The 22,462-nt window shown below is 43.2% G+C and carries 24 protein-coding genes; 14 read left to right on the top strand and 10 right to left on the bottom strand.

What is annotated here, in order from left to right:
• Positions 1 to 2 precede the first annotated feature (2 nt).
• A complete protein-coding gene (locus tag KUG37_RS03675; protein WP_216934643.1) occupies positions 3 to 1,250 on the bottom strand; it encodes a YihY family inner membrane protein in 1,248 nt (415 codons plus the stop codon).
• Positions 1,251 to 1,363: 113 nt separating this feature from the next.
• Here KUG37_RS03675 and wrbA point away from each other — a divergent pair, with 113 nt between their 5' ends.
• Positions 1,364 to 1,960, top strand: coding sequence for an NAD(P)H:quinone oxidoreductase (wrbA, locus tag KUG37_RS03670; protein WP_216934598.1), 597 nt, complete (start codon positions 1,364 to 1,366; stop codon positions 1,958 to 1,960).
• 48 nt (positions 1,961 to 2,008) lie between these two features.
• Here wrbA and KUG37_RS03665 read toward each other — a convergent pair whose 3' ends face one another.
• Positions 2,009 to 2,485 carry a hypothetical protein gene (locus KUG37_RS03665; RefSeq protein ID WP_216940185.1) on the bottom strand — a complete coding sequence of 159 codons (477 nt, stop codon included), beginning with the start codon at positions 2,483 to 2,485 and terminating at the stop codon, positions 2,009 to 2,011.
• Between the two features lie 873 nt (positions 2,486 to 3,358).
• Here KUG37_RS03665 and KUG37_RS03660 point away from each other — a divergent pair.
• The 3 genes from KUG37_RS03660 (at position 3,359) to KUG37_RS03650 (ending at position 5,690) form a co-directional block, all read left to right on the top strand.
• Positions 3,359 to 3,736 (top strand): hypothetical protein, encoded by a 378-nt coding sequence (locus KUG37_RS03660; protein WP_216934645.1) that lies wholly within the window; start codon positions 3,359 to 3,361, stop codon positions 3,734 to 3,736.
• Entirely contained in the window at positions 3,730 to 4,935 is a 1,206-nt protein-coding gene (locus KUG37_RS03655) for a CsgG/HfaB family protein (protein ID WP_216940184.1), read from the top strand. Before KUG37_RS03660 ends, KUG37_RS03655 begins: the two co-directional genes overlap by 7 nt.
• 86 nt (positions 4,936 to 5,021) lie before the next feature.
• Positions 5,022 to 5,690, top strand: coding sequence for a hypothetical protein (locus tag KUG37_RS03650; protein ID WP_216934602.1), 669 nt, complete (start codon positions 5,022 to 5,024; stop codon positions 5,688 to 5,690).
• A 302-nt stretch (positions 5,691 to 5,992) separates the two neighbouring features.
• Here KUG37_RS03650 and KUG37_RS03645 read toward each other — a convergent pair whose 3' ends face one another.
• From KUG37_RS03645 to KUG37_RS03635, 3 genes are all read right to left on the bottom strand, one after another.
• Positions 5,993 to 6,568, bottom strand: a complete 576-nt coding sequence (locus KUG37_RS03645) for a xanthine phosphoribosyltransferase (protein WP_216934604.1) — start codon at positions 6,566 to 6,568, stop codon at positions 5,993 to 5,995.
• 88 nt (positions 6,569 to 6,656) lie between these two features.
• On the bottom strand, positions 6,657 to 7,370 hold the full coding sequence (locus KUG37_RS03640; protein WP_216934606.1) for a DUF3108 domain-containing protein: 714 nt from the start codon (positions 7,368 to 7,370) through the stop codon (positions 6,657 to 6,659).
• A gap of 160 nt (positions 7,371 to 7,530) precedes the next feature.
• Positions 7,531 to 8,217, bottom strand: coding sequence for a hypothetical protein (locus tag KUG37_RS03635; RefSeq protein WP_216934607.1), 687 nt, complete (start codon positions 8,215 to 8,217; stop codon positions 7,531 to 7,533).
• A 263-nt stretch (positions 8,218 to 8,480) separates the two neighbouring features.
• Here KUG37_RS03635 and KUG37_RS03630 point away from each other — a divergent pair, with 263 nt between their 5' ends.
• Positions 8,481 to 9,338 carry an energy transducer TonB gene (locus tag KUG37_RS03630; protein WP_216934608.1) on the top strand — a complete coding sequence of 286 codons (858 nt, stop codon included), beginning with the start codon at positions 8,481 to 8,483 and terminating at the stop codon, positions 9,336 to 9,338.
• A 185-nt stretch (positions 9,339 to 9,523) separates the two neighbouring features.
• Here the strand turns inward: KUG37_RS03630 and ybeY are convergent, their stop codons facing one another.
• From ybeY to miaB, 3 genes are read right to left on the bottom strand one after another with little or no spacing between them, the layout of a single operon-like run.
• Positions 9,524 to 10,006 (bottom strand): rRNA maturation RNase YbeY, encoded by a 483-nt coding sequence (ybeY, locus tag KUG37_RS03625; protein WP_216934609.1) that lies wholly within the window; start codon positions 10,004 to 10,006, stop codon positions 9,524 to 9,526.
• A gap of 22 nt (positions 10,007 to 10,028) precedes the next feature.
• Positions 10,029 to 11,105, bottom strand: coding sequence for a PhoH family protein (locus tag KUG37_RS03620; RefSeq protein ID WP_216934611.1), 1,077 nt, complete (start codon positions 11,103 to 11,105; stop codon positions 10,029 to 10,031).
• A 38-nt stretch (positions 11,106 to 11,143) separates the two neighbouring features.
• The gene (gene miaB, locus KUG37_RS03615; RefSeq protein ID WP_216934613.1) at positions 11,144 to 12,601 is read right to left on the bottom strand and encodes a tRNA (N6-isopentenyl adenosine(37)-C2)-methylthiotransferase MiaB; all 1,458 of its coding nucleotides are present in this window, start codon (positions 12,599 to 12,601) and stop codon (positions 11,144 to 11,146) included.
• Between the two features lie 355 nt (positions 12,602 to 12,956).
• On the opposite strand from miaB, the gene KUG37_RS03610 reads away from it, so the two are divergent.
• The 6 genes from KUG37_RS03610 to KUG37_RS03585 all read left to right on the top strand — a co-directional run bounded on the left by KUG37_RS03610 (position 12,957) and on the right by KUG37_RS03585 (position 17,837).
• The gene (locus KUG37_RS03610) at positions 12,957 to 14,870 is read left to right on the top strand and encodes a lytic transglycosylase domain-containing protein (protein WP_254202604.1); all 1,914 of its coding nucleotides are present in this window, start codon (positions 12,957 to 12,959) and stop codon (positions 14,868 to 14,870) included.
• Between the two features lie 41 nt (positions 14,871 to 14,911).
• Positions 14,912 to 15,541 carry a ribonuclease I gene (locus KUG37_RS03605; protein WP_216934649.1) on the top strand — a complete coding sequence of 210 codons (630 nt, stop codon included), beginning with the start codon at positions 14,912 to 14,914 and terminating at the stop codon, positions 15,539 to 15,541.
• 167 nt (positions 15,542 to 15,708) lie between these two features.
• Positions 15,709 to 16,695, top strand: coding sequence for a malate dehydrogenase (locus tag KUG37_RS03600; protein WP_005168672.1), 987 nt, complete (start codon positions 15,709 to 15,711; stop codon positions 16,693 to 16,695).
• A 177-nt stretch (positions 16,696 to 16,872) separates the two neighbouring features.
• Entirely contained in the window at positions 16,873 to 17,151 is a 279-nt protein-coding gene (locus KUG37_RS03595) for a DUF2789 family protein (RefSeq protein WP_216934615.1), read from the top strand.
• Between the two features lie 51 nt (positions 17,152 to 17,202).
• On the top strand, positions 17,203 to 17,457 hold the full coding sequence (locus tag KUG37_RS03590) for a DUF2789 family protein (protein ID WP_216934617.1): 255 nt from the start codon (positions 17,203 to 17,205) through the stop codon (positions 17,455 to 17,457).
• Between the two features lie 116 nt (positions 17,458 to 17,573).
• On the top strand, positions 17,574 to 17,837 hold the full coding sequence (locus KUG37_RS03585) for a DUF2789 family protein (RefSeq protein ID WP_216934619.1): 264 nt from the start codon (positions 17,574 to 17,576) through the stop codon (positions 17,835 to 17,837).
• A 49-nt stretch (positions 17,838 to 17,886) separates the two neighbouring features.
• On the opposite strand, the gene KUG37_RS03580 is transcribed toward KUG37_RS03585, so the two are convergent.
• Both KUG37_RS03580 and KUG37_RS03575 read right to left on the bottom strand, forming a co-directional pair.
• Positions 17,887 to 18,414, bottom strand: a complete 528-nt coding sequence (locus KUG37_RS03580; RefSeq protein ID WP_216934621.1) for a hypothetical protein — start codon at positions 18,412 to 18,414, stop codon at positions 17,887 to 17,889.
• 70 nt (positions 18,415 to 18,484) lie between these two features.
• Positions 18,485 to 19,087, bottom strand: coding sequence for a 2OG-Fe(II) oxygenase (locus KUG37_RS03575; protein ID WP_216934623.1), 603 nt, complete (start codon positions 19,085 to 19,087; stop codon positions 18,485 to 18,487).
• Between the two features lie 117 nt (positions 19,088 to 19,204).
• On the opposite strand from KUG37_RS03575, the gene KUG37_RS03570 reads away from it, so the two are divergent.
• Genes KUG37_RS03570 through KUG37_RS03560 form a run of 3 tightly spaced genes read left to right on the top strand, consistent with a single transcriptional unit; the run spans position 19,205 to position 22,017 of the window.
• Positions 19,205 to 20,062, top strand: a complete 858-nt coding sequence (locus KUG37_RS03570; protein WP_216934625.1) for a 23S rRNA (adenine(2030)-N(6))-methyltransferase RlmJ — start codon at positions 19,205 to 19,207, stop codon at positions 20,060 to 20,062.
• 38 nt (positions 20,063 to 20,100) lie between these two features.
• Entirely contained in the window at positions 20,101 to 20,922 is an 822-nt protein-coding gene (pssA, locus tag KUG37_RS03565; protein WP_216934627.1) for a CDP-diacylglycerol--serine O-phosphatidyltransferase, read from the top strand.
• 18 nt (positions 20,923 to 20,940) lie between these two features.
• Positions 20,941 to 22,017, top strand: a complete 1,077-nt coding sequence (locus tag KUG37_RS03560) for a DUF6670 family protein (protein ID WP_216940183.1) — start codon at positions 20,941 to 20,943, stop codon at positions 22,015 to 22,017.
• Positions 22,018 to 22,462: the final 445 nt, after the last annotated feature.

Here is a 22,462-nt window from a genome sequence, read left to right as displayed (position 1 = left end):
TTTTATTTATGCTGGAACAGTTCGGATAATGGAAAACTCAGCTTTTCTTCCAGATATTGATCGGTTTCCTGTAATTTAGGCGAGAAATTTTTCATCCAGATGTCATTTGTCTGCACATTGGTGAGCTGGTCTTTGTGGGGTAGTGGATAAGGCAATTGCAGATAGAAATTCCAGAAGCTGACCTGATCCAGATCACGAACCAGCACATATTTATTATCATCGGTGCGCTTGATCAGATTCTGCTTTTCGAACATGGCGACGTAGCTCGGCCAGCGGCCAATTTCATCCCGACCCAAGACGTCAAGCGCTTCGGCTTCACTGATGCTTTCTCCTGTTTTCTGCTTTTTATAAAATAGTTCTAACAGATCCAGCAACATAATGATTGGATGGCGCTTATTGTCCTTACCTGATTCAAAAGCGGTCAGAGCATAACTGATCTCTACCCCCAATAACACGATAATCCATGACAGATAAATCCACAGCAGGAAAATCGGCACAGCAGCAAAGGCACCATAGACGATTTCGTAACTGGTGAAGTTGGACATGATATACCCGAACAGGTGTTTCAGCAGTTCAAACACCACGGCACTAAACAGGCCTGCAATAAAAGCAGATTTAATCGGCACACTGCGATTCGGAATGGTCCAGTTTAGAATGAAAAATCCGAGTACAGTTAATGAAAAGGAAATGGCCCAGAGGACAAAGGCTCCATTTAGCTCATAACCGGCAAAGTTGTTGCTCAGAATACTCAGGGAGGCAACGGCCGAAGAAATCACAAATGCACTGCCCAGTAAAATCGGTCCGAGCGAAATGATGGTCCAGTAACGCATAAAGCCTATAATCCCGCCCCGCGTTTCAGTTACGCGCCAAATGCGGTTAAAAACAGTTTCAATGCTGCTGAGCATCAGTACTGTCGTCACGAACAAAAACAGAATACCAATGATGGTTAAATTACTGGATTTATCGGTAAAGGCATTCAGGGCCTTCTCAAAGGCAATGGTGGTTTTGGGCAAAAAGTTACTATAGATCAACTGCTGCAATTGCTGCCGTGCAGGTTCCAATGCTTTAATTGAAGAAATAATCACCAGGAAAACCGTCAGCATCGGCACCACCGCAAATAGGGTGGTATAGGTCAGGGAACCTGCCTGTTCGCGACAGCGGTCTGCTTCAAAGCGTCGAAGTACAAATAAAACAAATTGAAACCAGTGTTTTTCATAGAAAGGTAATTTCTTTAAATACTTAACAATCATCTGCATCCAATCTCAATTTTTTTAATCATCATGAATTTTCATCATCAGCTTAACCAAAAAAGTTGCAAAGTATCGTATAGTTTTATTTTTTTAAGTAATAAATACGAACCATTATGCAACCTTATGTCCTTGTTTTATATTACAGCAAATATGGCTCAACCAGAGAAATGGCACATCTGATTGCCAATGGAATTGAATCGGCAGGGGTGGCAGTAAAAATCAGGACAGTTCCGAATATTTTCAGCATGGTAAAAGTAGCGGAACCCAGTATTCCGGCAGAAGGTGATATTTACTGCAGTCTGGAAGATCTGGCACAGTGTGCTGGCCTGGCGCTGGGTTCACCCACCCGTTTTGGCAACATGGCCTCTGAAATGAAATATTTTTGGGACCAGACCACGAGTCTGTGGCTGAATGGAGCTTTGCATGGCAAACCGGCTTGCGTGTTTACAGCATCAGGTTCCATGCATGGCGGACAGGAAAGTACCTTGCTGACTATGCTGCCACCGTTGTTTCATCATGGCATGATGATCATGGGGCTCAGCAATGCCACAGCGGCATTATCGAATACCAAAACTGGCGGTACGCCTTATGGTGCGAGTCATGTTAGCGGGCCACGGCATGATCAGGGCTTAAGTCAGGATGAAAAAATTCTGTGTGAAGAGCAGGGCAAACGTCTGGGTGAAGTCGTGCTGAAACTCAATCGAGCCTGATCAAACACTCACAGGAAATGAAGTAAGAACTTCATTTCCTGAATTTTATTAAGCTTCTTTTTGATCTTTTTGATCTTTTTGATCTTTTTGATCTTTTTGATCTTTTTGATCTTTTTGATCTTTTTGATCTTTTTGATCTTTTTGATCTTTTTGATCTTTTTGATCTTTTTGATCTTTTTGATCTTTTTGGCTAAATCTGAATTTGCATTTCAGACACTGATAATCCTGAAACAGATTACGGTCGACGGAAACCCCGGCTTTTTTCCCCAGAAAATTACCGACCACACCCCCGGTAATGCCCACACTGATCGCACCTACGAAAGTACCCACCGTTCCACCCAAAATTACACCTAAAGGTCCGGCTACCGTACCAATCGCAGCGCCAATGGAGGCACCTGAAGCAGCGCCACCCACAGTTCCCGCAGTTGCACCCGCTGAACTCATGAGAATGCCACCAATTTTCTTTAAATTCTGTTCGTGATTGCGTTGTTCGATGTTTGTTGAGCCACATTTAGGACATTGCATAGATTTGTTCCATCAACATTTGATATTTGCTTTTCTTAAGCTCATAGGTGATCTGAGATTGTCCTCCCTATAAACAGTTATTCAGTCCATTCAAGTTACTTCGTATGACTTTTTTGAATTCTATTATCAGGGAGATTTTCCATTTGCCCGATTTTAGTTGAATTAAAGCTAAAACATTGTATTTCAGCTGTAAATAATTTTTTCTTAATCTGTTTGGGTAGATTGCTGGGTGAGTTGAAGCCATAAAAAGCCACCAGATCATCGAATCTGTTCCTCCTTGATATTCTCCCTATATGGACAGGATTGACTGGATCTCGCCTAAGGTTAAGTAACTGAATCCTACAAGATGGAGCGGCAGAGAACTCTGCAGAGCAAAAGCCTGCAATAGCCAATTTGAGATATTGCCTCTAAAAAGTGCCTTTATTTGCAGCTTTCTTTATAAATAATTTAGAGTGTGATCGGTTAATCATATTTTAAATAATATTTGAATTTGATCATAATTATTTAGAAGTTCTAATAAAATCAAAATTTATGGCATTTTAAATAATTTTAAAATATTAATTTCGGAATTTATAAGAGGATTTCTTTATTATTTTTAAGATAAAAAAAATATTATTTAAATAAAGTTTTTCAAATAAATTTTTTATTTAAAAATTATTTTTATAATGTTTTCTTACAAATCACAATTTATAGACAAATCAAAAAATATTAATTAAAAACAATTACATATTGTGTAAATATAAGTAAAAAATAGACCGGTAGGGATAAGCGGTACATTTTTTATTTTTCTGTGATTTAATATTTTGTCAGATAAATTAAATATTACTAAATTAAAAATTGAATAAGCATCTTGGGTCAGAGGATATTAATATGATGCGAATACTATTGATCAATATGGGTTTATTTTGTTTATGTTTTATAAACAATGCCTATGCAACCTCTGATGAGTGGAGTCAGCGTTGGAAAGCCTCTCCCTCGCGTTCCGCCGAAAACCTGGCCCAAGCAAACCTGATTGAGCTCAAGGAGTCAGATTATTATTCCGGATTAGGCAAAACCACGATCTACAGTACCTCTACAAGCTCTATCGGTACGGTCAATACCCCAACCAATAACATTAATGTCGATGGTTCCGGCAACACTGTAGACATATCCAGTGAACTGTTGAATGAAGCCCCGGTCAGTTCAAATACCAGTCAAAATCAGCAGAAATGTCCTAATTTAAGTAATCAGAAGGGAGAGTCATCATGCTGAATTCTCCCTTAAGCAGAAAAATGATATGCGGGGTGAGTGTTACAGTTCTTTTCAGCTCTTTGCTCACAGGCTGTACGGGCTTGGCGGCTTCCAATAAAAAGCCTGTCAAACTGGTACAAGGTCCACCGATTACCGATATTTTTACCCCGTTTGATATGGCCCTGTCCTGCCTGAAAGGGCAATTACGTAGTGATGTCAGTTTCTCTGTGGGTGCAATTCTAGATCAGACCGGTAAAGATGTAGTGACCAATGGCGGTAGCGGCAAAATGGTGACCCAGGGTGCCGGAGACATGGTGCAGTCTGCCCTGTTTCAGGCGGGCGTCAGTTTAATGAACCGGCGTGATCCCCGTATTATCGAAAGTGAAGCCAAATGGGGGATTCGTGACCCCAAACAGATTCAGGCATCTGATTATTATGTCACGGGCAGTATTAACAGCCTGGATTTTATTCCAGGGGGCGGTTTTGACATGCAGATTGCAGGGGTCGGCCCGAATTACGGTCAAACCCGGATTATGGTCGGTTTGGATTTATCTCTTACCGACACGCGTAGCAGTAGGGTGGTGGGTAATGTTTCGCTGCAAAAACAAATTGCTGCGCAGGATTACGGAATCGGGGCGGGCAGATTTGCCGGACGTACATTATTAAATATTCAGATCGGGAAAGGCGAGCGGGAAGCCACCAATTTTGCCTTGCGCCAAATGCTGAATCTGGCAACTTTTGAATTGCTGAGTCAGGTCGTCCCACCGGCAGTATTTGAAAGCTGCCGTGCGGAAATACCGCCTGAGTTCGGTCAATTGAACTTAACCCGCAGCTCTGTTGCTCTGCATAAATACAAGAAAAACCAGCAACAAAAAAATACAGCGTCAAACAGTTCGGCTCAACAAACGACCTCGTCTCAAGCAGACTCGTCCAATGAAAAAAATAAATCCACCAACACACCCAGTAAAGATACCAGGTCGCCCAAAAACAAAGAATCTGAGGTGATTCAGAATCCTGAAGCGGATCCTGAAATGAGCAAACAGGAGCTGATTAAATATATCAGTAAGACGAAGCGTTCATCTTCGACAAGCAAAATGAATGACAAAAAAGAGATTCAAGAAAAAGCGGACAAAGAAAAAGACGAGGAGAAGTCATCCAGCTTATGGGATGTCAATCCAGAGGTAGTAGAAAATTACTGGTCCAGCTATCAACGAGATTAATTGGCCAGTAACGACGGGCTCGCTCCCTTGATTAAAAAGAAGTACCGGGCGAGAGGTACTTTAAAACAAAAGTAGGAAGAATAACGATGAATAACACGATCAAAACACTAGCTTTATCCGTCACCTTGCTATCTGGTGCAGGTATGGCCTATGCTGCTGACGGTGATACAAATGTAGAGGTAAATAGTGGTTTACAGGCTACTTTGGACTCTATTTCCCAACAGGTAGAAAATGGCTCTGCGCTGAACCTGGCAGTGAATACTGCTGACGTTGATGCCAGTGTCAATCTAGATGCAACAGCGACTGCTACAAGAGAGGCTGCGGACGCGGTTAGTTCAACTACAGGTGATATCGAAACTACAGCCATGGGTGCTGCGAATACAGGTAGTATCAGTATCGAACAGGGCAATTTCAACAAGGTTGTATCAAACGTATCAGATGAAACATATAACTATGACTTCAGTGAAGCAACCAGTGCAATGAATAATTCTGAAACTCTAGAGGAGCTAACAGAAGTTGCGGATACTTCAGATGTTTCAGAAACTGTGAGTTCTTCACTAAGTACTAACTATAGTGAAGAAATCAATCAAACGTTAAGTAATTATAGTGTAGCGAACATTGCCTATAATGCCGGTGCTGTTAATGCCTCTGTAAATGTGCTTACAGGCGGAACAGAATCTTCTATCAACAATAGTATCAAAACGACTGCTATGGGCGCTGTGAATACGGGCAGTATCACAGTCACCGTGAAGTAGTTTTAATCTCACCCAGAACAGGGAGGTCTAACTATTGGCAGATAGTTAGGCCTCTTTATTCTATAAGAACATTAGAATAAATTGTTGTTTATTCGTCGGATAGAAAAATTAATGTATCTTATAACAGCTTGATATGTACGATAAGTTAACCGATCTGGTTCATGTATCAGAAAATTGGAACAGGCTGTGCAAGCCGGGATTTAATGAAGATGATGATCTGGATTTATGATGAAGTGAATAATTGCAAAGACCATATATAAAAAAGAGCGCATAAGCGCTCTTTTAGAGATTTACGGGCAAACTTAGTCGCGAATAAATTCAACAGTACCATTCGCCAAAGACTTCACGCGCGCGAGTGACTCAACACGGTAGCCTTTTTCAAGCAGCAAGTCACGACCAGGCTGGAATGCTTTTTCAATCACGATACCAATACCGACCACTTCCGCATTTGCCTGATGAATCAGGTCAGCCAGACCGAGAGCTGCCTGACCGTTAGCCAGAAAGTCATCAATCACTAAAACTTTATCGCTTGCGCTGATGTGTTTGTTTGAAATCGCAATGGTACTTTCAGTCTGTTTCGTAAAAGAAAATACCTTGGAGCGATATAAATCATCTTTCAGGGTCAACGACTGGTATTTACGCGCAAAGATTACAGGCACACCAAGTTCTAAACCTGCCATCACTGCAGGTGCAATACCTGATGCTTCAATCGTAATAATTTTGGTGATACCAGCATCCTTAAACAGACGGGCAAATTCCTGGCCAATCTGCTGCATCATTACTGGATCGATCTGATGGTTTAAGAAAGAATCTACTTTCAAAACTTCTTCAGAAAGAACGATGCCTTCGGCCAAGATTTTCTGTTCTAGTGCATGCACGGGAGAATCCTCAAGAGCAGGTGCTTTTTAAAGCAAAAGCGTATTGTAAAAAGCACCCGGAAAAAATCAAGCGAAATTCAACAAAATCTTAGTTGCTTACACCTTTATAATCGGTTAATAGCAAACCATAGGACGTTTTCTTGTCTACATGCGAAACTTTGACTGGGAGGTAGTCAAGTTTTGGTGCTAGCCAGAAGATGGTTTCACGACCCGGTTTGCTATGTTTCATCACCACTTTAATGGTGTTGAAAGAGCCATATTTGGTATTAACAGTTTCTGAACCCTGTTTCACAAACTTACGAGCTTCAACTTCTTTGGCATCGGCAATATAGTAATTTGCTTTCAAACCTGATCTTTTCAAATCTTCACGAATTTGTAGCTCTGCATTCAGTTCATCCAGAACATCTGCTCTCCAGGCAAATGAATGGGTCTCCTTGTCCTTTTTGGTGTTGATGGTTTTGGCCGCAGGATTGAAATTGATACTCAGGGTGTTGTTATGCACCAGGACTTTACTGCTGCGACTGAAACTGCTTGAACCGATCTTGCCATTATTAATAGTAAAACGGCTGGTTTCGGTTGCCGAGGCTACACCACCAGCTTTTGCCGCAAAGACGTAAGTCCAGTTATTGCCGGATTTGCTTAAAGTCCGTGTTGCAGAACCCATGTTCTTGCCATTATAGCTAAATTGATAACTGGCCTGGAAAGGAGTCATGGCAAAAGCCTGGCTAGAAATACCAGTGAACAGTATTGCGCTGCTCAGACCCGTGGTCATCACTAAAGTTTTGAATACAGTCTTCGCCATCAGTTATTTTCCTATAATTGCTTAAACGGGCAAAACATATCACTTCTTGTATCCATTATTATTTGGGAAAAATATGGATATTGAAGGGACATATCTGGCAAAAATGTATATTTCATGTAGTTTTATTGAACTTTTGTTCAAAAACTAGATGCGGCACAATTTAAGAGGGATCTTTCTGTTTGATCGGTGTGACCCGGTTGTCGTCCATGTCTTCTTCATCCCAGTAGTCTTCCTGATCTTGAGACAGTTTTTTAAACAGGGCTGCAAGATTGACATTACCCATCACCACCAGTTCCGCTTCACGAAGCACCGCATGATTGACATGAACTTTGCCCAAGGTATCAATGACGGATCGGCTTTTGCCTAACCAGCGATTTAAATCCAGATAGAGTAAGTCATCGATGACTTTAATCACACCCAGTTTTTCCAGAATCATGCCCAAAGGATCTTTGTCCAAGACCCGTTGATAAAAGAACAGGCCAAAACGTACGCCAAGTTTATACAGCATATTCGGGTATTTGGCTTCAATCAGCTGGGTATCACTAATCTGCTCGAAAACGATCAACTGGGTGGTTTTATTCAGTTCCATCTGTACCAGTTTCAAATCTACCGACAAAGTGACATTCAGACCTTTATAATCCAGTGTTGCGTAAAGACGCAGCCAGTCGTCATGTAGGTCTGCATGCAAGTCTTTTAGTGCATCGACATTGTCTGTGACAAAGCGCTGAAAGGTTGCGTTCAGGAAGACTTGCGATAAGGGAAATTCACGCTCATCTTCAATAAATCCTTCCGCCCTCTGATACACTTGACGGATTCGTTTGGAAATACTGGCAATTAGCGTTTGCATATTGAAGCGTCCTGGCAACTTTATTTTTGACTCGGGATGTATCTTGTCGAATTGTATGAAAAATACAAGCTTTCATGCTTGAAGTTTAGCAAAATAAATAGCACCATTTTTATAGTTTTAGTTATGTAACGTTGAAGATTTGATGGATTTGGCATTTTAAAAAGATAAATGTCGAATCTGTTTATTTTTAATCTTTAAAATACTTTTTTTGGGGAACTGAACTCAGCATTGGGTTTGGGTGAATGTGAAAAACGATGATACTCATGCCTCTGGTCAGAACTTGGTGGAAAGATCCAGTGTTTAGCAGTGCGGTGCTTGCTGCCGGAATTCTGCATTTGATCCTGCTGACACTAGAATTTGGTCTGCCGCAAGATCAGGATACCAGCACCAAAGAAATCGCGGTCAGTTTGCGACAGACTGATGAAAAAATTGAACATGCCGATTTTCTGGCTCAAACCGATCAGCAGGGTTCTGGTCAGTTTAGAGAGGCACATCGTATGTCGAGTGATATGCCATCACCGTTAATGGAGCAACAGGCAGGAGAGGAACTGCAAGAACGTCTGGATATGCTGCAACAGCAACAGGAACTCAATTTTGAAGAAAAAGTCCTGATGACCACTTTGAGCTGGCAAAAGCAGGCTGAAGAAAATCAACGTAAAAAAATGCAGGAGCAATTACAAAGCCAGTTTCAGGCTAAGGCAGCCATGGTGGCAAGTCTGGAAGCGCAATATTTACAGCGTCAGCAAAATTTTAGTCGTCAGCAAAAAATTAAAACTGTAGATGGTATTCAGTCCAAGCAGGATGTTTCGGCCGCATATCTAGAAAAGTTCCGTGAGAAAGTGGAATTTTATGGTAATCGTTATTATCCGGAAGCAGCCAAGCAACAGAACCTGGTAGGGGAAGTGCGGCTGATGGTGATCCTGAACCAGAATGGCGGGATTCGAGCGATTCGACTGATTGACAGTTCAGGACATGCCATGCTGGATGAAGCGGCTAAATCTTCCGTGCGTAAGGCAGCTCCCTTTGGTGCTTTTGACAGCAAAATGAAGGAAATTTCCGAACTGCGGGTCATTCGTACCTGGCGTTTTGATCCGGCTGAAGCAGAGTTTGAAGTACGTTAATTATTTTAATTTATACAACTGACCCTCACTCTAACTCCCTCCCAAAGGGAAGGAGAACTTTCTTTAGTTTATATTTTTAGCTATAAGATAGTTGCCTCTCTTTGCAGGAGAGGGTTAGGGAGAGGTGAAATAAAATATCTAAATTAAAAAAGCGAGCCTCAGCCCGCTTTTTTAATTTAGATATTTTAGTTTTGTTCCAGATAAGGGTCTTCAAAACCCAGCTTGGCTAAAATTTCAATTTCAATGCTTTCCATTTCTTCGGCATCTTCATCCGAGGTCTCATGGTCATAGCCCATCAGGTGCAAAGTGCCATGTACCAGCATATGGGTGAAATGCGTCAATGGCACTTTTTGCTGTTCCAGCGCTTCGGCCAGCACTACAGGAATACAGATCACCAGATCACCAATGGGAAATGCATCCAGAAACTGCGCCATTTCATCTGGAAGCTCACTCGGGAAAGATAAGACATTGGTCGGTTTGTCCTTGCCACGATATTCCAGATTAAGCTTATGACTTTCGTCATTGTCGACACAGGCAATTCCGATTTCGCAATTACTCTGAGTGCCGATATGACGTAAAGTGGTTTCTACAACTTTTTTAATATAGGCCCGTTTCAGCACCAGTTCAGGTGACTGAAAGTCCTGTTGTAAGGAAAGACTAAGTTTCAACACAAATCCTTAAGTTTAAAGCTTAATGCTGTGCATCTGCCGCAGCATCATTTTCAGAGATCAAAGCATCCTGACGCGCTTTTCGTTCGGCACGTACTTCAGCACTTAAGCGCTGCTGTTCACTGTCCCAGCCTTCGTAGGCTTCAACAATTTTCTGTACCAGTTGATGACGTACCACATCACGCGAATGAAAACGGGTGATATGAATTTCAGGGATTTTATCAATCACACGCAAGGCATGTGAAAGACCAGACTGTTGACCCCGCGGTAAATCCACCTGCGTCACATCACCGGTAATTACCGCCCGTGAACCAAAACCTAAACGGGTCAGGAACATTTTCATCTGTTCAGGTGTGGTGTTTTGCGCTTCATCCAGAATGACGAAAGAGTGATTCAAGGTGCGGCCACGCATATAGGCAAGGGGAGCCACTTCAATCACCTGACGCTCGATCAGCTTGGCCACTTTTTCAAAGCCGAGCATTTCATACAGGGCATCATACAATGGACGTAAGTAAGGATCGATTTTCTGGGATAAATCCCCCGGCAAGAAACCAAGTTTTTCACCGGCTTCAACCGCAGGACGGACTAACAGGATACGCTGGATTTCATTGCGTTCCAGCATGTCCACAGCGGCAGCCACAGCCAGATAGGTTTTACCTGTTCCGGCCGGGCCAATACCAAAAGAAATATCACTTTGCAGAATACGCTGTACATAACGCTTCTGGTTAGCACCACGTGGATTGATCCGGCCCTTACGGGTTTGTAACCAGACATTCTCGAGACCGGTATGTTCCTGATCATCCAGATCTTGCTGAAGCTCACGATCAGTTTGACTGCCCTGAATCATCAGATGCAAGGTGTCAGCACTAATCTGCTGAATATGTTCAGATTCTTCATGAAGACGCTGCAAGAGCATTTCGGCTCTCTCAACGGCATCGATTCCACCATCCACAATAAAACTCTCTCCACGATGGGAGATTTTAACGTCTAAACGTTGTTCAATTTGCTTCAAATGACCGTTATAGGCACCTAACATGGCTTGTATACGGTCCATTGAAATTCCAGGAAAAGCTACTGTACGTCGAATCGCTGCAGTCAAAGAGTATTCCTTATGAAGTGTACGTTATATGCTCTACATTACGCCACGTCAGGCTCAAGATTCAAGAGCTCACCGTAAACTAAATTCAAAGTTTTAATTTCGGTAATTTCGATCTCGGCAAAGCGGCCTACCCAGACAGGGTCACCAATAAAGTTGACATAACGGGTATTGTCCGCCGTACCGACCAGAATATTCGGATCTTTATCAGAAACTTTTTCAATCAGTACACGTTGGATGGTACCGAGCATGGCATCAGTCTTGTCAATGCTTGAACGCTTAATCCATTGCTGAACTTTAGCCAGACGTTCTTTTTTGACATCTTCGGGAATCGTATCTTCCAGTTCTGCCGCAGGGGTACCCGGACGTTTTGAATAGATAAAACTATAAGAATGGTCGAAATCCAGATCCTGAATAAACTGATAAGTCTCTTCAAAGTTTTCATCGGTTTCACCCGGGAAGCCAATGATAAAGTCTGAAGATAAATGCATATCGGGGCGAACTGCGCGTAACTTTTTAATCTTCTCGATATAGACATCAATGGTATGGTTACGCTTCATGGCCTGAAGTACATCATTGGAACCGCTTTGTACAGGTAGGTGTAGATGTGAAACCATTTGTGGCAGGTCGCGGTAACACTGAATCAGGTCGTCATTGAATTCGAGTGGATGCGAGGTGGTATAACGAATACGGCCAATGCCAGGAATATCTGCAACCAGACGCAACAGATCGGCAAAGGTACAAATATTGCCTTCGAAGGTTTCACCGCGATAACCATTAACGTTCTGGCCAAGCAGGGAAATTTCACGTACGCCTTTTTCTGCCAGACCCGCAATTTCTGCCAGTACATCATCCAGTGGGCGGGAAACTTCTTCACCACGGGTATATGGCACTACACAGAATGAACAATATTTTGAACAGCCTTCCATAATAGAAACAAAGGCCTTGTAGCCTTCAACCCGCGGTTCAGGTAAAAAGTCGAATTTCTCGATGTCCGGGAAGGAAATATCCACCAGTTTGATTTTTTCTTTTTTAGGCTTTCCGATCTGCTCAAAATGCTGATCCAGCATTTGCGGCAAACGGTGCAGGGTTTGCGGACCAAAGATCATATCGACATAATTGGCACGTTTCTGGATGTTGTCGCCTTCCTGAGAAGCAACACAACCACCGACACCAATAATCAGGTCCGGATTCTTGTCTTTCAGTTTGCGCCAGCGACCCAGCTCGGAGAATACTTTCTCCTGTGCTTTTTCACGGATCGAGCAGGTATTCATCAGCAGAATATCCGCATCTTTAGGATCAGTGGTCAGTACATAGCCATGGGAATCGCCTAACAGGTCTGCCATACGGTGACTGTCGTACTCATTCATCTGACACCCTTGCGTTTCGATGTACAGCTTTTTTACTGAAACATCATTGGCTGGGGTGTGCGCTGGCTGGGTAACAGTGTTTTCTGAGGCAGCTGGGGCACCATTCGGAATGAAGGTTTGAACCGTCATGTAGGCTCCTACAAGGTAATACGTTGAAAGAGTGAACGAACAGCCTGGTTGAAGCATCAAACAGGTGAATAAAAATTCAATTCACGGACTGAAATCTTGGAAAGGCGCATATTTTAGCAGGAAAGTCGCTTAAACTTATAGCCTAAATTAAACATGGAAAAATATTGATTTATGGGCAAAAATTGTCTGTAGATTAATATTGCTTAATCATAAGGTTACATAACTGAACAATAGAGTTGGTTATAATATTTAAACTAACTCTTATGATAGGCAACATGAGCTAGGCACTAAATCGATGACAGAAGGCAAAGGGATGTTGAAACGCACTAAAAATATATATAAATATTATAAATTAATGACTTTGAGTGTGGCGTGTATTTATTCAGCGGGTACGCAGGCAGCAGAAGAACAGTTTAATGATGCCTTGCGTGCAGCCAATGCCGGTAATACTGAACTGTTACAGCAATATCGTCTGTCTATGCAGAATGATGCCTTGGGCTATTATCCGGAATACTGGATTTTAAACCAGAATCTTGCCATGCAGCCTGTCAGCCAGATCCTCAGCTTTGCCCAGCGTTACCCTCAATCTGCCATGGCTGAAAAGCTGGCAGCGGACTATGTCGAAGAAAAAGTCAAAATGGCCGACTTCAGCTCTGCTCAGCCAGTATTGCCTTATGTGACCAATGCCGATCCGGCCGAAGCCTGTGCAGTGGCACAAGTGCGTGCCAAAGCTGGTGATGAGCTGGTCTATGCCGAGTTTAAAGAAGTCTGGTTAACCACCAATAGCCAGCCCGAGTCTTGTACTGGACTTGGCCGGATGATGCTTTCTAGTCCTTTAATGACCGCAGAAGACCGCCAGCAGCGGCTCTGGGTACAACTCCGTGCCGGGCAGGCAGGGCAGGCCATCGCGACAGCGCAAGGCCTTGGCTTAAACCTGTCATTGGCACAATTGAACTCGATTCAGGCCAATCCTACCAGTTACTTATGGTCTGCGCCTAAAAGCACTCCAGCAGAGCATGCCTACCTGATTTATGCACTGGGACGTCTGGCCGATAGCGATTTGGACTCGGCTTTGTCCATTGTTAAACGGACTGCCGAAGGTACCCCGCTACCGGTACAACGCGCCTTATATCGCGCTGTCGGTTATATTGGCGGCACGACAGTAATGAAAAACAACTTCAACCGCGAAGTGTTGAATGCACTGGATGCCAGCTATGGCCTGCCATTTAGCCCGGAAGAAGCTGAAATCTATGCGCGTCAGGCAATTCGTTTTAGCGCCTGGGAAAGCCTGATCCGTGCCATAGACAGTATGAGCGTCAACCAGAAACAGGAAGATCGCTGGCAATACTGGCTGGCACGTGCCAGCGAACAGCGTTCTGACCGCGCGTCCAAAAAGGCAGCGGAAAGTATTTATCGCAAACTGGCGACCGGTGACGATTATCACAACCTGCTGGCACGTGACAAGTTGGGACAGCTAACTGCAAGTACACCCAATCCAGTGCAGCCATCCAGTCAGGCGATGCAGCGCTTGAATCAGGACATTCATTTTCGTCGAGCTTTCACGCTACGCAATATCAGTGCACCGGATAACTACATTAACCGTGAATGGAACTGGGCAGTGCGTCAGGCTTATCTGAAAAAGGATGATGACCTGTTGCTGGCCGCGGCAAAGCAGGCCATGGATATGGGCTGGCATGATCGGGCCATTTATGCTGCTGACCGTACCGTGAATAAACATAACTACAATTATCGTTATCCAATGCCGCACCAGAACTACGTGGTCAGTCATAGCCGCAACGCCGGTATAGATCCGGCCTGGGCTTATGGTTTGATGCGCCAGGAAAGCCGGTTTAATACTTCGGCACGCTCACACGTAGGCGCGGGTGGTCTCATGCAGATTATGCCGGATACTGCCAAGCTAGTAGCACGTCAAATGGGTGAAGCTTATAATCCGGCGGCACTTACCGATATGAATACTAATATTCGCTACGGTACTTTCTATTTATCTACGATTCAGCGCCAGCTCAGCGATAGTCCGGTTCTGGCAACCGCAGGCTACAATGCCGGTCCAAACCGTGCCCGCCGTTGGCAGCCAGAATTTCAGGGAATTGCCGCAGATCAATATACTGAGACTATTCCTTTACTCGAAACCCGAGATTATGTGAAACATGTCATGACCAATGCCACACATTACGGTATTTTGTTAGGACAGGGAGCGCAGTCGGTGGGTAAGCGCATGCAACTGATACCATTACGTAATACACAATAAAATTCAAATTATTGGGGGATGGTGATTTATTCATGAAAATAATGAAGGATCGTCGGGTCTGGGCTGGATCGGTTGCGCTTGTGGTTTTGGCCAGCAGTCCGGCAGCGTTTGCTGCGCCAGCAGACTATGTCATGGATGTACAAATGGTTCCGGCTTTATGCAGCCTGTACCCGGAATATGCCAAGAAACGAAAATGTCTGGAAGGCTATTCGCTGAATATCTCCGGTTTATATCCTCAAACCACGTCACAAAATTGCACGACCAATAGCTCCGCGAAACTTTCGCCACTTCAATCCAAAGTAGTGGCCAGGATCATGCCGGATGACAATGCCCGTACAATTTTATGGCGCAATGTCGGCGGCTGTGTGCCGATGAATGCCAGCCAGTATTTCCGGACAATTATCAATTATGCGGATCGTCTGAAAGTGCCTTCAGAGCTGACTGAACAGGAAAATATTACGATTTCTGTGGATACGCTGCGGGCCAAATTTCTGAAAATCAACCCGCAGTTACCGGGTGATGCCTTGAGGTTTAACTGCCTGCAGACACCGTCCGCCAGTATACTTATTTCGATCAAAGTCTGTTATCGCTCCAATGGCAACTACAAATCCTGTCCTGCCAACATTATTAATACATGCCCAAAAACTGTCACAATAAAAGGAACATACTGAGCTTTTTTGCCGATTTAATTTATATTTCCTATCAGACTTTAGATGAAATCCGTCCTCTTTTATATGCATCTGGCAAAGGATTGGAGTACAATCTTTCGCGTTTACGATTATTAGATTAAATACTAACTATTTAATCGCATTGAATATCCTCAATTGGAGATAATTAGATGAAGCAAGCAGTTCGTGTTGCCGTTACTGGCGCTGCAGGTCAAATTGGTTACAGCCTATTATTCCGTATCGCTAGCGGCGAAATGTTAGGTAAAGATCAGCCAGTGATTTTGCAATTGCTCGAAGTTCCTTTTGAGAAAGCTCAGCAAGCGCTTAAAGGCGTAATGATGGAGCTTCAAGATTGTGCATTCCCTCTACTGGAAGACATGATCGGTACTGATGATCCTAAAGTTGCATTCAAAGATGCTGACTACGCATTATTAGTTGGTTCACGTCCACGTGGTCCAGGTATGGAACGTGCTGACCTTCTTAAAGTGAACGGTGAAATCTTCATCGGTCAAGGTCAAGCATTGAACGAAGTTGCGAGCCGCGACGTTAAAGTTTTAGTTGTTGGTAACCCTGCAAACACGAATGCTTACATCGCAATGAAATCTGCTCCAGATCTTCCAGCGAAAAACTTCACTGCAATGTTACGTCTTGACCACAACCGTGCTGCATCTCAAATTGCTGCTAAAACTGGTAAAGCGGTTAAAGACATCAAAAATCTTACAGTTTGGGGTAACCACTCTCCAACAATGTATGCTGACTACCGTTTCGCTACAATCAATGGCGAAAGCGTTAAAGACATGATTAACGACCAAGATTGGAATGCAAACACATTCCTTCCTACAGTTGGTAAGCGTGGCGCTGCAATCATTGAAGCTCGTGGTTTGTCTTCTGCTGCTTCTGCTGCTAACGCTGCAATCGACCATATGCGCGATTGGGCTCTTGGCACAAATGGCGAATGGGTAACGATGGGTATTCCTTCTGATGGTTCTTATGGTATTCCTGAAGGTGTAATGTTCGGTTTCCCTGTAACTACTGAGAACGGTGAATACAAAATCGTTCAAGGTCTAGAAATCGACGAGTTCAGCCGTGAGCGTATCAACGTTACATTGAACGAACTTGAAGAAGAGCGTGCAGCGATTGCTGACATGCTTAAATAATTTGATCTGAAAAGATTAAGTTGAAAAGCACTCCATTTGGGGTGCTTTTTTTATACCTGTCACTTTAATTGAACAAAAAATAACAAGCTGTGAAGGAGAGACAACTGAGTTTTGATGATGAGCAATCTAAGGTAGAAACAAGATTAAATTATAGATAAAAAGATGGAGGTCAGTCCGATGTTAGAGCAACGCCCCACTTTCGAACTTTTCTTTGAACAATTGGGTCTGGATTCCAGCCCCGAAGCCATTGATGAGTTTATTCGCACCCATCAAATCGGTATGGATGTGCCCCTACATAAAGCACCATTCTGGAGCGCATCACAGCATGACTTTCTGATCGGACACTGGAAGAAAGATGATGACTGGGCCATTTTTGTCGATGTGCTAAATGAACAATTGCACATTGAAGCAGAGGGCTCAGGTTCTTGCGACATGCCTGGTTATAAATCAACTTAAAAATTTTGATCCCAACACACTCATAATTTAACGCTACAGCGGAGTCTACTTATGCTTATGGAACAACAGTTAACTTTAGAACTACTATTTGAACAACTGGGTCTGCCTTCGGATGAAGCTTCAATTAATCAATTTACCCATACCCATCAGTTGCCATCTGAAGTTATCTTACCGGATGCCGAATTCTGGAGTGAAGGGCAAAGTGCCTTTTTGCGTGAGCATTGGCACCAGGATGATGAGTGGATTGTGATTATTGACAAGCTGAATCAGCTCTTACATGTAGAAAGCGATAAACAGAGCACTTAAATACTTTCATACAAAAAAGAAACAACAAACCTGGTCAAATGACTAGGTTTTTTTTGTCTTATCTTATAAGTTTGATCTATAACTAATTACAATTAATCTGATATAAGGAGGGCGTGATGCTCATGAAGAACCAACCATCCTTAGAACTGTTATTTTCTCAACTCGGTCTGGCCAATAGTGCTGCTGCCATTGAGTTGTATATCCGTACCCATCAGCTTCCAGCAGGCTTGTCCTTGCATGAGGCACCATTCTGGAATAAATCCCAGCGTTCATTATTGATCAGTCATTTGGTACAGGATGATGATTGGGCAATTTGGGTCGATGAACTGAATCAGCAGTTGCATATGGATGCCTATAGACGTCAACGCCAGTCTGCTTGATGATTTCTCCATTAAAAAACGCCTCATTTGAGGCGTTTTGCAATCCGGCTTAGTGCATTTTGCTTTTTAATATTTTGCTAAACCATTCATGCTGACGATAATCACTAAAAGCATGATGCTGCTGTAATAATTCCAGTTCAAACTCGGCAGTAGTGGTGTACTTACCTAACCAGTGGCGGGTGAGGGCCGGCTCATTTTTACTGGCGCTGGCATAGGCCAGGAAGAAATAAATATCCCCATGTTCATAACTTGCCATCGGTTTTAAAATTTGCTGGGTAATCAGGGCAAAATGCGGCTCTTTGGTCAACTCAAAGAACATCATATAGGCCTTGGCCAGATGTAAAGATAAATTGATATACATGCGCAGCGGCATTTCTTCAAATTCTACCCGGCCTTGTTCCAGTAACACCACGGCTTCTTGCAGGAAATGTCGCTGTTCCTGACGCAGTTCACTTAAAGTCACCAGCTGTAAACGAAGATCAGCACGTTCAAGCGTTAATTCCGGCGTATTGCCTTTTAAATACAATTGGTCAGTTTCACCCAGACGTTGAATAATCTGTTTGGTCGTTAATCCCATCAACGCAATCCTCATTTCTCAATAATGGCTATATGAGGTTAAAAATTAAAATTTAAAGCGACACACCGTCTTAGAGCAATGACGTATCACTTCTTAGCCAGGCTGTAATTGACAGACGTTGCTGTTTAGAGATCAGGACTTCATGTAATAAGTCGCTTTGGAACAGCGCAATCCGGTTCGGTTGGGGCTGGATAATATGCCACTGGTCATGTTTATCCTGCAGGCGCAGTTCACCCCCCCAGTCCGCCTGCCATTGTTCATGCAGATAATACACACTGGAAATCATCCGGCCATTTTTACCTTGAGGATTGTCGCGATGCAGCGCATAAAACTCGCCAGCGTGATAGCAGGCAAAATGTGCTTCGACATCTTTGATGCCTAAATAAAACGCGCGGTTTAAAACTTGAGAAAACTGTTGAAGGGTTTGGGTATGTAGGTGGGAAATTTGAAATTCAGGTCGTAACCAAAGAATATGATCACTACGGATGTTGCTGACGACGCCCTTTTGAATGGCTGCGTTACGAAATTCGTTTAAGTGGCTTAAGCATTCCTGACTCACCGCATGTTGATATTCGCTAGAGTAAGCATCGTCAACAATACTAAAGCCATGTTGATCTAAATCATCTAAGATTTGATCAACATTCCAGTCCCCTGGGATGATAACAGCTTCCATTTTTTTTAATTCTCGATAGTGTGGCAAAAGAGGTCCACTATTTTAGTGTAAGAATCGTGCCTGAACGAAACTATTTTTCATGTTAAAATAGCTGTTGATATTAGGAATTAATGAAACATGAATTACCGTCACTCTTACCACGCAGGCAACTTTGCCGATGTCATGAAGCACGTTTTATTGCTTCAGTTGTTGACTCGACTGAATGCAAAAGACAAACCATATCGCTATGTAGATACACATGGTGGTGCGGGTAAATATGATTTATCGACTGCTGAAGCGCAAAAATCAGGTGAGTTCTTAAACGGTATTCATCGTCTTATTAAACTGGATGATTCGATCAAGCGTAATGCACCTGAAGGTGTACAGCAATATTTGAAAATTGTTGAAAACATGCGTGAAAACTTTGGTAAGGGTGCTTATCCGGGTTCACCGTGGTTTGCACTGGAAGGCATGCGTGAGATTGATAAAGCGACCATTTTTGAAATGCAGCGTGATGTCTTTCAGCAGCTTCACCATAATATTTTTGACAAGCGTGCAGGCTTGCATGAGCGTGACGCATACGAAGGTCTTCTAGCGGTTATTCCACCGAAAGAGAAACGTGGTCTGGTGATGATCGATCCGCCATATGAGCTGGAACGTAAAGATTTTCCACAATTGGTAGAACTGCTGGTTGCTGCTTATAAGAAATGGCCAACAGGTGTATTCGCCGTTTGGTATCCAATTAAAGACCGGGCCATGATTGAACGCTTCGAGAAGAAAATGTTCAAGACCGGTATCCGTCGTCAGCTGGTGTGTGAAGTCTGTGTATGGCCGGATGACACGCCAGTAGGCTTGAATGGTTGTGGTTTACTGGTGATTAACCCGCCTTGGAAATTCTCTGAAGATGCAGATGAAGCACTGCAGTGGCTATTCCCTCATCTTCGTATGAGTGAAAATGGTGGTCATGCTGCAGTTCGCTGGTTAGTGGGCGAATAATTTTTTTAAAGATCAGGTCATAGCTAGGATCGACAAGAATGACAAATATAAGCAAACCGGAACGTGACTCTTCAACCGAAGTACCTTTTGATGGTATTACCTTTGAGGTGGAAGAAGAGGAGCATACCCAGGAAGGGCAAAAAGTTAAGCGTCGAGGCATCTATCTATGGCCGAACCTGATTACAACGGCAGCGTTGCTGTCAGGTTTCTATTCGATTATTGCCAGTATGAATGGAAATTTTCAGCAAGCCATTTATGCGATCTTTATTGCAGCATTATTAGATGGTCTGGATGGACGAGTGGCACGTGCCATTGGTGCACAAAGTCCATTCGGTGAGCAGTTTGATTCGCTTTCTGACATGCTGGCTTTTGGTGTGGCTCCCGCTATTTTAATGTATAGCTGGGGAGTGAGCGATTTGGGGCGAATCGGTCTGGCGGCCTGTTTTGTCTATACTGCCTGTGCGGCTTTCCGTCTGGCGCGTTTCAATGTACAGATTGGCGTAGTCGACAAACGTTATTTTATTGGTGTGGCCAGTCCTCTGGCTGCCATCATGATTGTGTCATTGGTCTGGGTCGGTCTGGATTTTCCGGACATCTTTGATATCCGTGAACCTTCTCTTCAGATCATTAATGCAGTGGTCATCATTGCCGTAGGCTTGTTGATGATTTCCAATATCAAATATTACTCCTTTAAAACCGTAGAGCGTAAACGAGTTCCGTTTTTTGTCCTACCAATTGCCGTATTCGTCTTTGCAGCGATGACTTATAATATCCCTGTTGGCATTCTGGTGATTTCTATTCTTTATGCCTTATCTGGTTTTGTGACCACGTTTATGGCCAAAAGATCGAGTACATTATAAAAATATAAGGAGTCTGAGATGCGGTTTCTTCAAGATTTTTTAGATCGTTCGAAACAGCTGAATCAGACTCCGACTGTTTCGCATTATCCTGCCTATCATGGCCCCAACTCAAAATATAAGATTATTCATCAGGGCTTGATGATTCCCGGGCTTCCAGCACCGCTCTATTATTTGAATTTTATGAGTGTTATCGGGCAGCCCAATGCACCAATGCTGGCCAACCCGAGTGCCATCGAAACTACCGCTCTAGATACCGCCACCGTGATTTGCAGCGCGAGTCCACACATGGTGGGACAGTTGCATCACTATTCGGTCAAGAGGGACTGCCATTTTAAATCTGGCCTGTTTCAGTTTTTGGATCGTGAGCAATTGAGTGGGGGTTTTCCAAACTTTCGTTTGCAACGTTGTGACTCTGAACTCAGTTTTGATTTAAACATTCATACTACGCAGCTGATCTCTCACTTTACCCAAATGCGGTTTTCCTTGGCGGATCACTGGTCTTTGTTGTGTCGCTGTCAGGGAACAGTGAACTATAAAGCGCAGCAATATACGATAGATAGTCTCGGAAGCTTTGAATATGCGCGGAGCTTTAACTTTCCTTATCTGCCTTTGGCCTTCCTGACTTATCAGATTATTAATCTCAGTGAAAACCGGCAACTGTTGTTGGCGCAAATACGGGATTGTTTCAATAGTATTGTTCAGTCGCGGATCTATCTGCGAGATTTGAAAAGCATGCAGACCCACATGTTCGATCACAACGTTTATTTTAAGGTTCATCGTGTCTATCCGCGTGTTACGACCCCCAATGGGCAAAATATGTATTTGCCGCGTGAATTTGAATGGTGTTATGAAGGTGCAGATGGCACTTGTATTTGGGTGCAAGGTCAGAGTCGTGGGGATTTTAAATTTGGTGTGGCCGCAGGCTATGTTGGAAGTTTTAATTATCAGGTGAAAATAAATGACAATACCGAAAATGGAGAAGGCGGTTACTGTGAATACATTGATTGCCGACCTTTACGCTTTCAAGAGCAAGATAAAAAAGATAAAACCTTGGCTCAATTATCGAATTCTGTACCATTGATGCTCAAGAAATAGAAAAAACCGTATTTTCTGTAGAATAAATAAACAGTCGTTGGTTTTTTGCCGAATTATTTAAAAAAGGGGGTTGCAAGGGGTGTGAAATGCTGTAGAATGCACATCCATCGGCGGTGATGAAGATTAAAACTTCTGATAAAACAGCAACTTAGCACGAAGTGTTGAGATTGGGTTTTAGCAGGAAAGTTTAAAAATAGTCTGCATTACTGGTTGACTTTCTAGAGATAGAGAGTAATATAGCCGACCTAGCTTGCTGGTGACGAACCCGCAAGAAGATCATTAAGAGCTTATGAAGAACAACTTGTGTGGATTTTTACCGGTTGATTGATCGAAATTATTTTCATTGATTGATGGTAGAAATTACTCGAAGTTTATTTGAGAAATATTTGTCAGAAAATTGATGAGCCAAGATTGGTGCCCTTTAAGGCACTAAGCAATATTAAAC

This window comes from Acinetobacter sp. BY419 (genome assembly GCF_019038395.1).
Taxonomy (GTDB): domain Bacteria; phylum Pseudomonadota; class Gammaproteobacteria; order Pseudomonadales; family Moraxellaceae; genus Acinetobacter.
The sequence above is the reverse complement of the archived record's forward strand: the minus strand, read 5'-3'. Positions and strand labels throughout refer to the sequence as shown.

Coding starts and splice junctions, on each gene's coding strand:
- KUG37_RS03655 (WP_216940184.1), top strand. CDS start 3,730: ATGCTGAATTCTCCCTTAAGCAGAAAAATGATATGCGGGGTGAGTGTT.
- pssA (WP_216934627.1), top strand. CDS start 20,101: ATGACAAATATAAGCAAACCGGAACGTGACTCTTCAACCGAAGTACCT.
- KUG37_RS03665 (WP_216940185.1), bottom strand. CDS start 2,485: ATGCAATGTCCTAAATGTGGCTCAACAAACATCGAACAACGCAATCAC.
- KUG37_RS03630 (WP_216934608.1), top strand. CDS start 8,481: ATGCCTCTGGTCAGAACTTGGTGGAAAGATCCAGTGTTTAGCAGTGCG.
- KUG37_RS03600 (WP_005168672.1), top strand. CDS start 15,709: ATGAAGCAAGCAGTTCGTGTTGCCGTTACTGGCGCTGCAGGTCAAATT.
- KUG37_RS03580 (WP_216934621.1), bottom strand. CDS start 18,414: ATGGGATTAACGACCAAACAGATTATTCAACGTCTGGGTGAAACTGAC.
- KUG37_RS03660 (WP_216934645.1), top strand. CDS start 3,359: ATGCGAATACTATTGATCAATATGGGTTTATTTTGTTTATGTTTTATA.
- KUG37_RS03590 (WP_216934617.1), top strand. CDS start 17,203: ATGCTTATGGAACAACAGTTAACTTTAGAACTACTATTTGAACAACTG.
- KUG37_RS03585 (WP_216934619.1), top strand. CDS start 17,574: ATGCTCATGAAGAACCAACCATCCTTAGAACTGTTATTTTCTCAACTC.
- wrbA (WP_216934598.1), top strand. CDS start 1,364: ATGCAACCTTATGTCCTTGTTTTATATTACAGCAAATATGGCTCAACC.
- KUG37_RS03640 (WP_216934606.1), bottom strand. CDS start 7,370: ATGGCGAAGACTGTATTCAAAACTTTAGTGATGACCACGGGTCTGAGC.
- KUG37_RS03610 (WP_254202604.1), top strand. CDS start 12,957: ATGACTTTGAGTGTGGCGTGTATTTATTCAGCGGGTACGCAGGCAGCA.
- KUG37_RS03595 (WP_216934615.1), top strand. CDS start 16,873: ATGTTAGAGCAACGCCCCACTTTCGAACTTTTCTTTGAACAATTGGGT.
- KUG37_RS03635 (WP_216934607.1), bottom strand. CDS start 8,217: ATGCAAACGCTAATTGCCAGTATTTCCAAACGAATCCGTCAAGTGTAT.
- KUG37_RS03605 (WP_216934649.1), top strand. CDS start 14,912: ATGAAGGATCGTCGGGTCTGGGCTGGATCGGTTGCGCTTGTGGTTTTG.
- KUG37_RS03650 (WP_216934602.1), top strand. CDS start 5,022: ATGAATAACACGATCAAAACACTAGCTTTATCCGTCACCTTGCTATCT.
- KUG37_RS03570 (WP_216934625.1), top strand. CDS start 19,205: ATGAATTACCGTCACTCTTACCACGCAGGCAACTTTGCCGATGTCATG.
- miaB (WP_216934613.1), bottom strand. CDS start 12,601: ATGACGGTTCAAACCTTCATTCCGAATGGTGCCCCAGCTGCCTCAGAA.
- KUG37_RS03575 (WP_216934623.1), bottom strand. CDS start 19,087: ATGGAAGCTGTTATCATCCCAGGGGACTGGAATGTTGATCAAATCTTA.
- KUG37_RS03560 (WP_216940183.1), top strand. CDS start 20,941: ATGCGGTTTCTTCAAGATTTTTTAGATCGTTCGAAACAGCTGAATCAG.
- KUG37_RS03675 (WP_216934643.1), bottom strand. CDS start 1,250: ATGATTGTTAAGTATTTAAAGAAATTACCTTTCTATGAAAAACACTGG.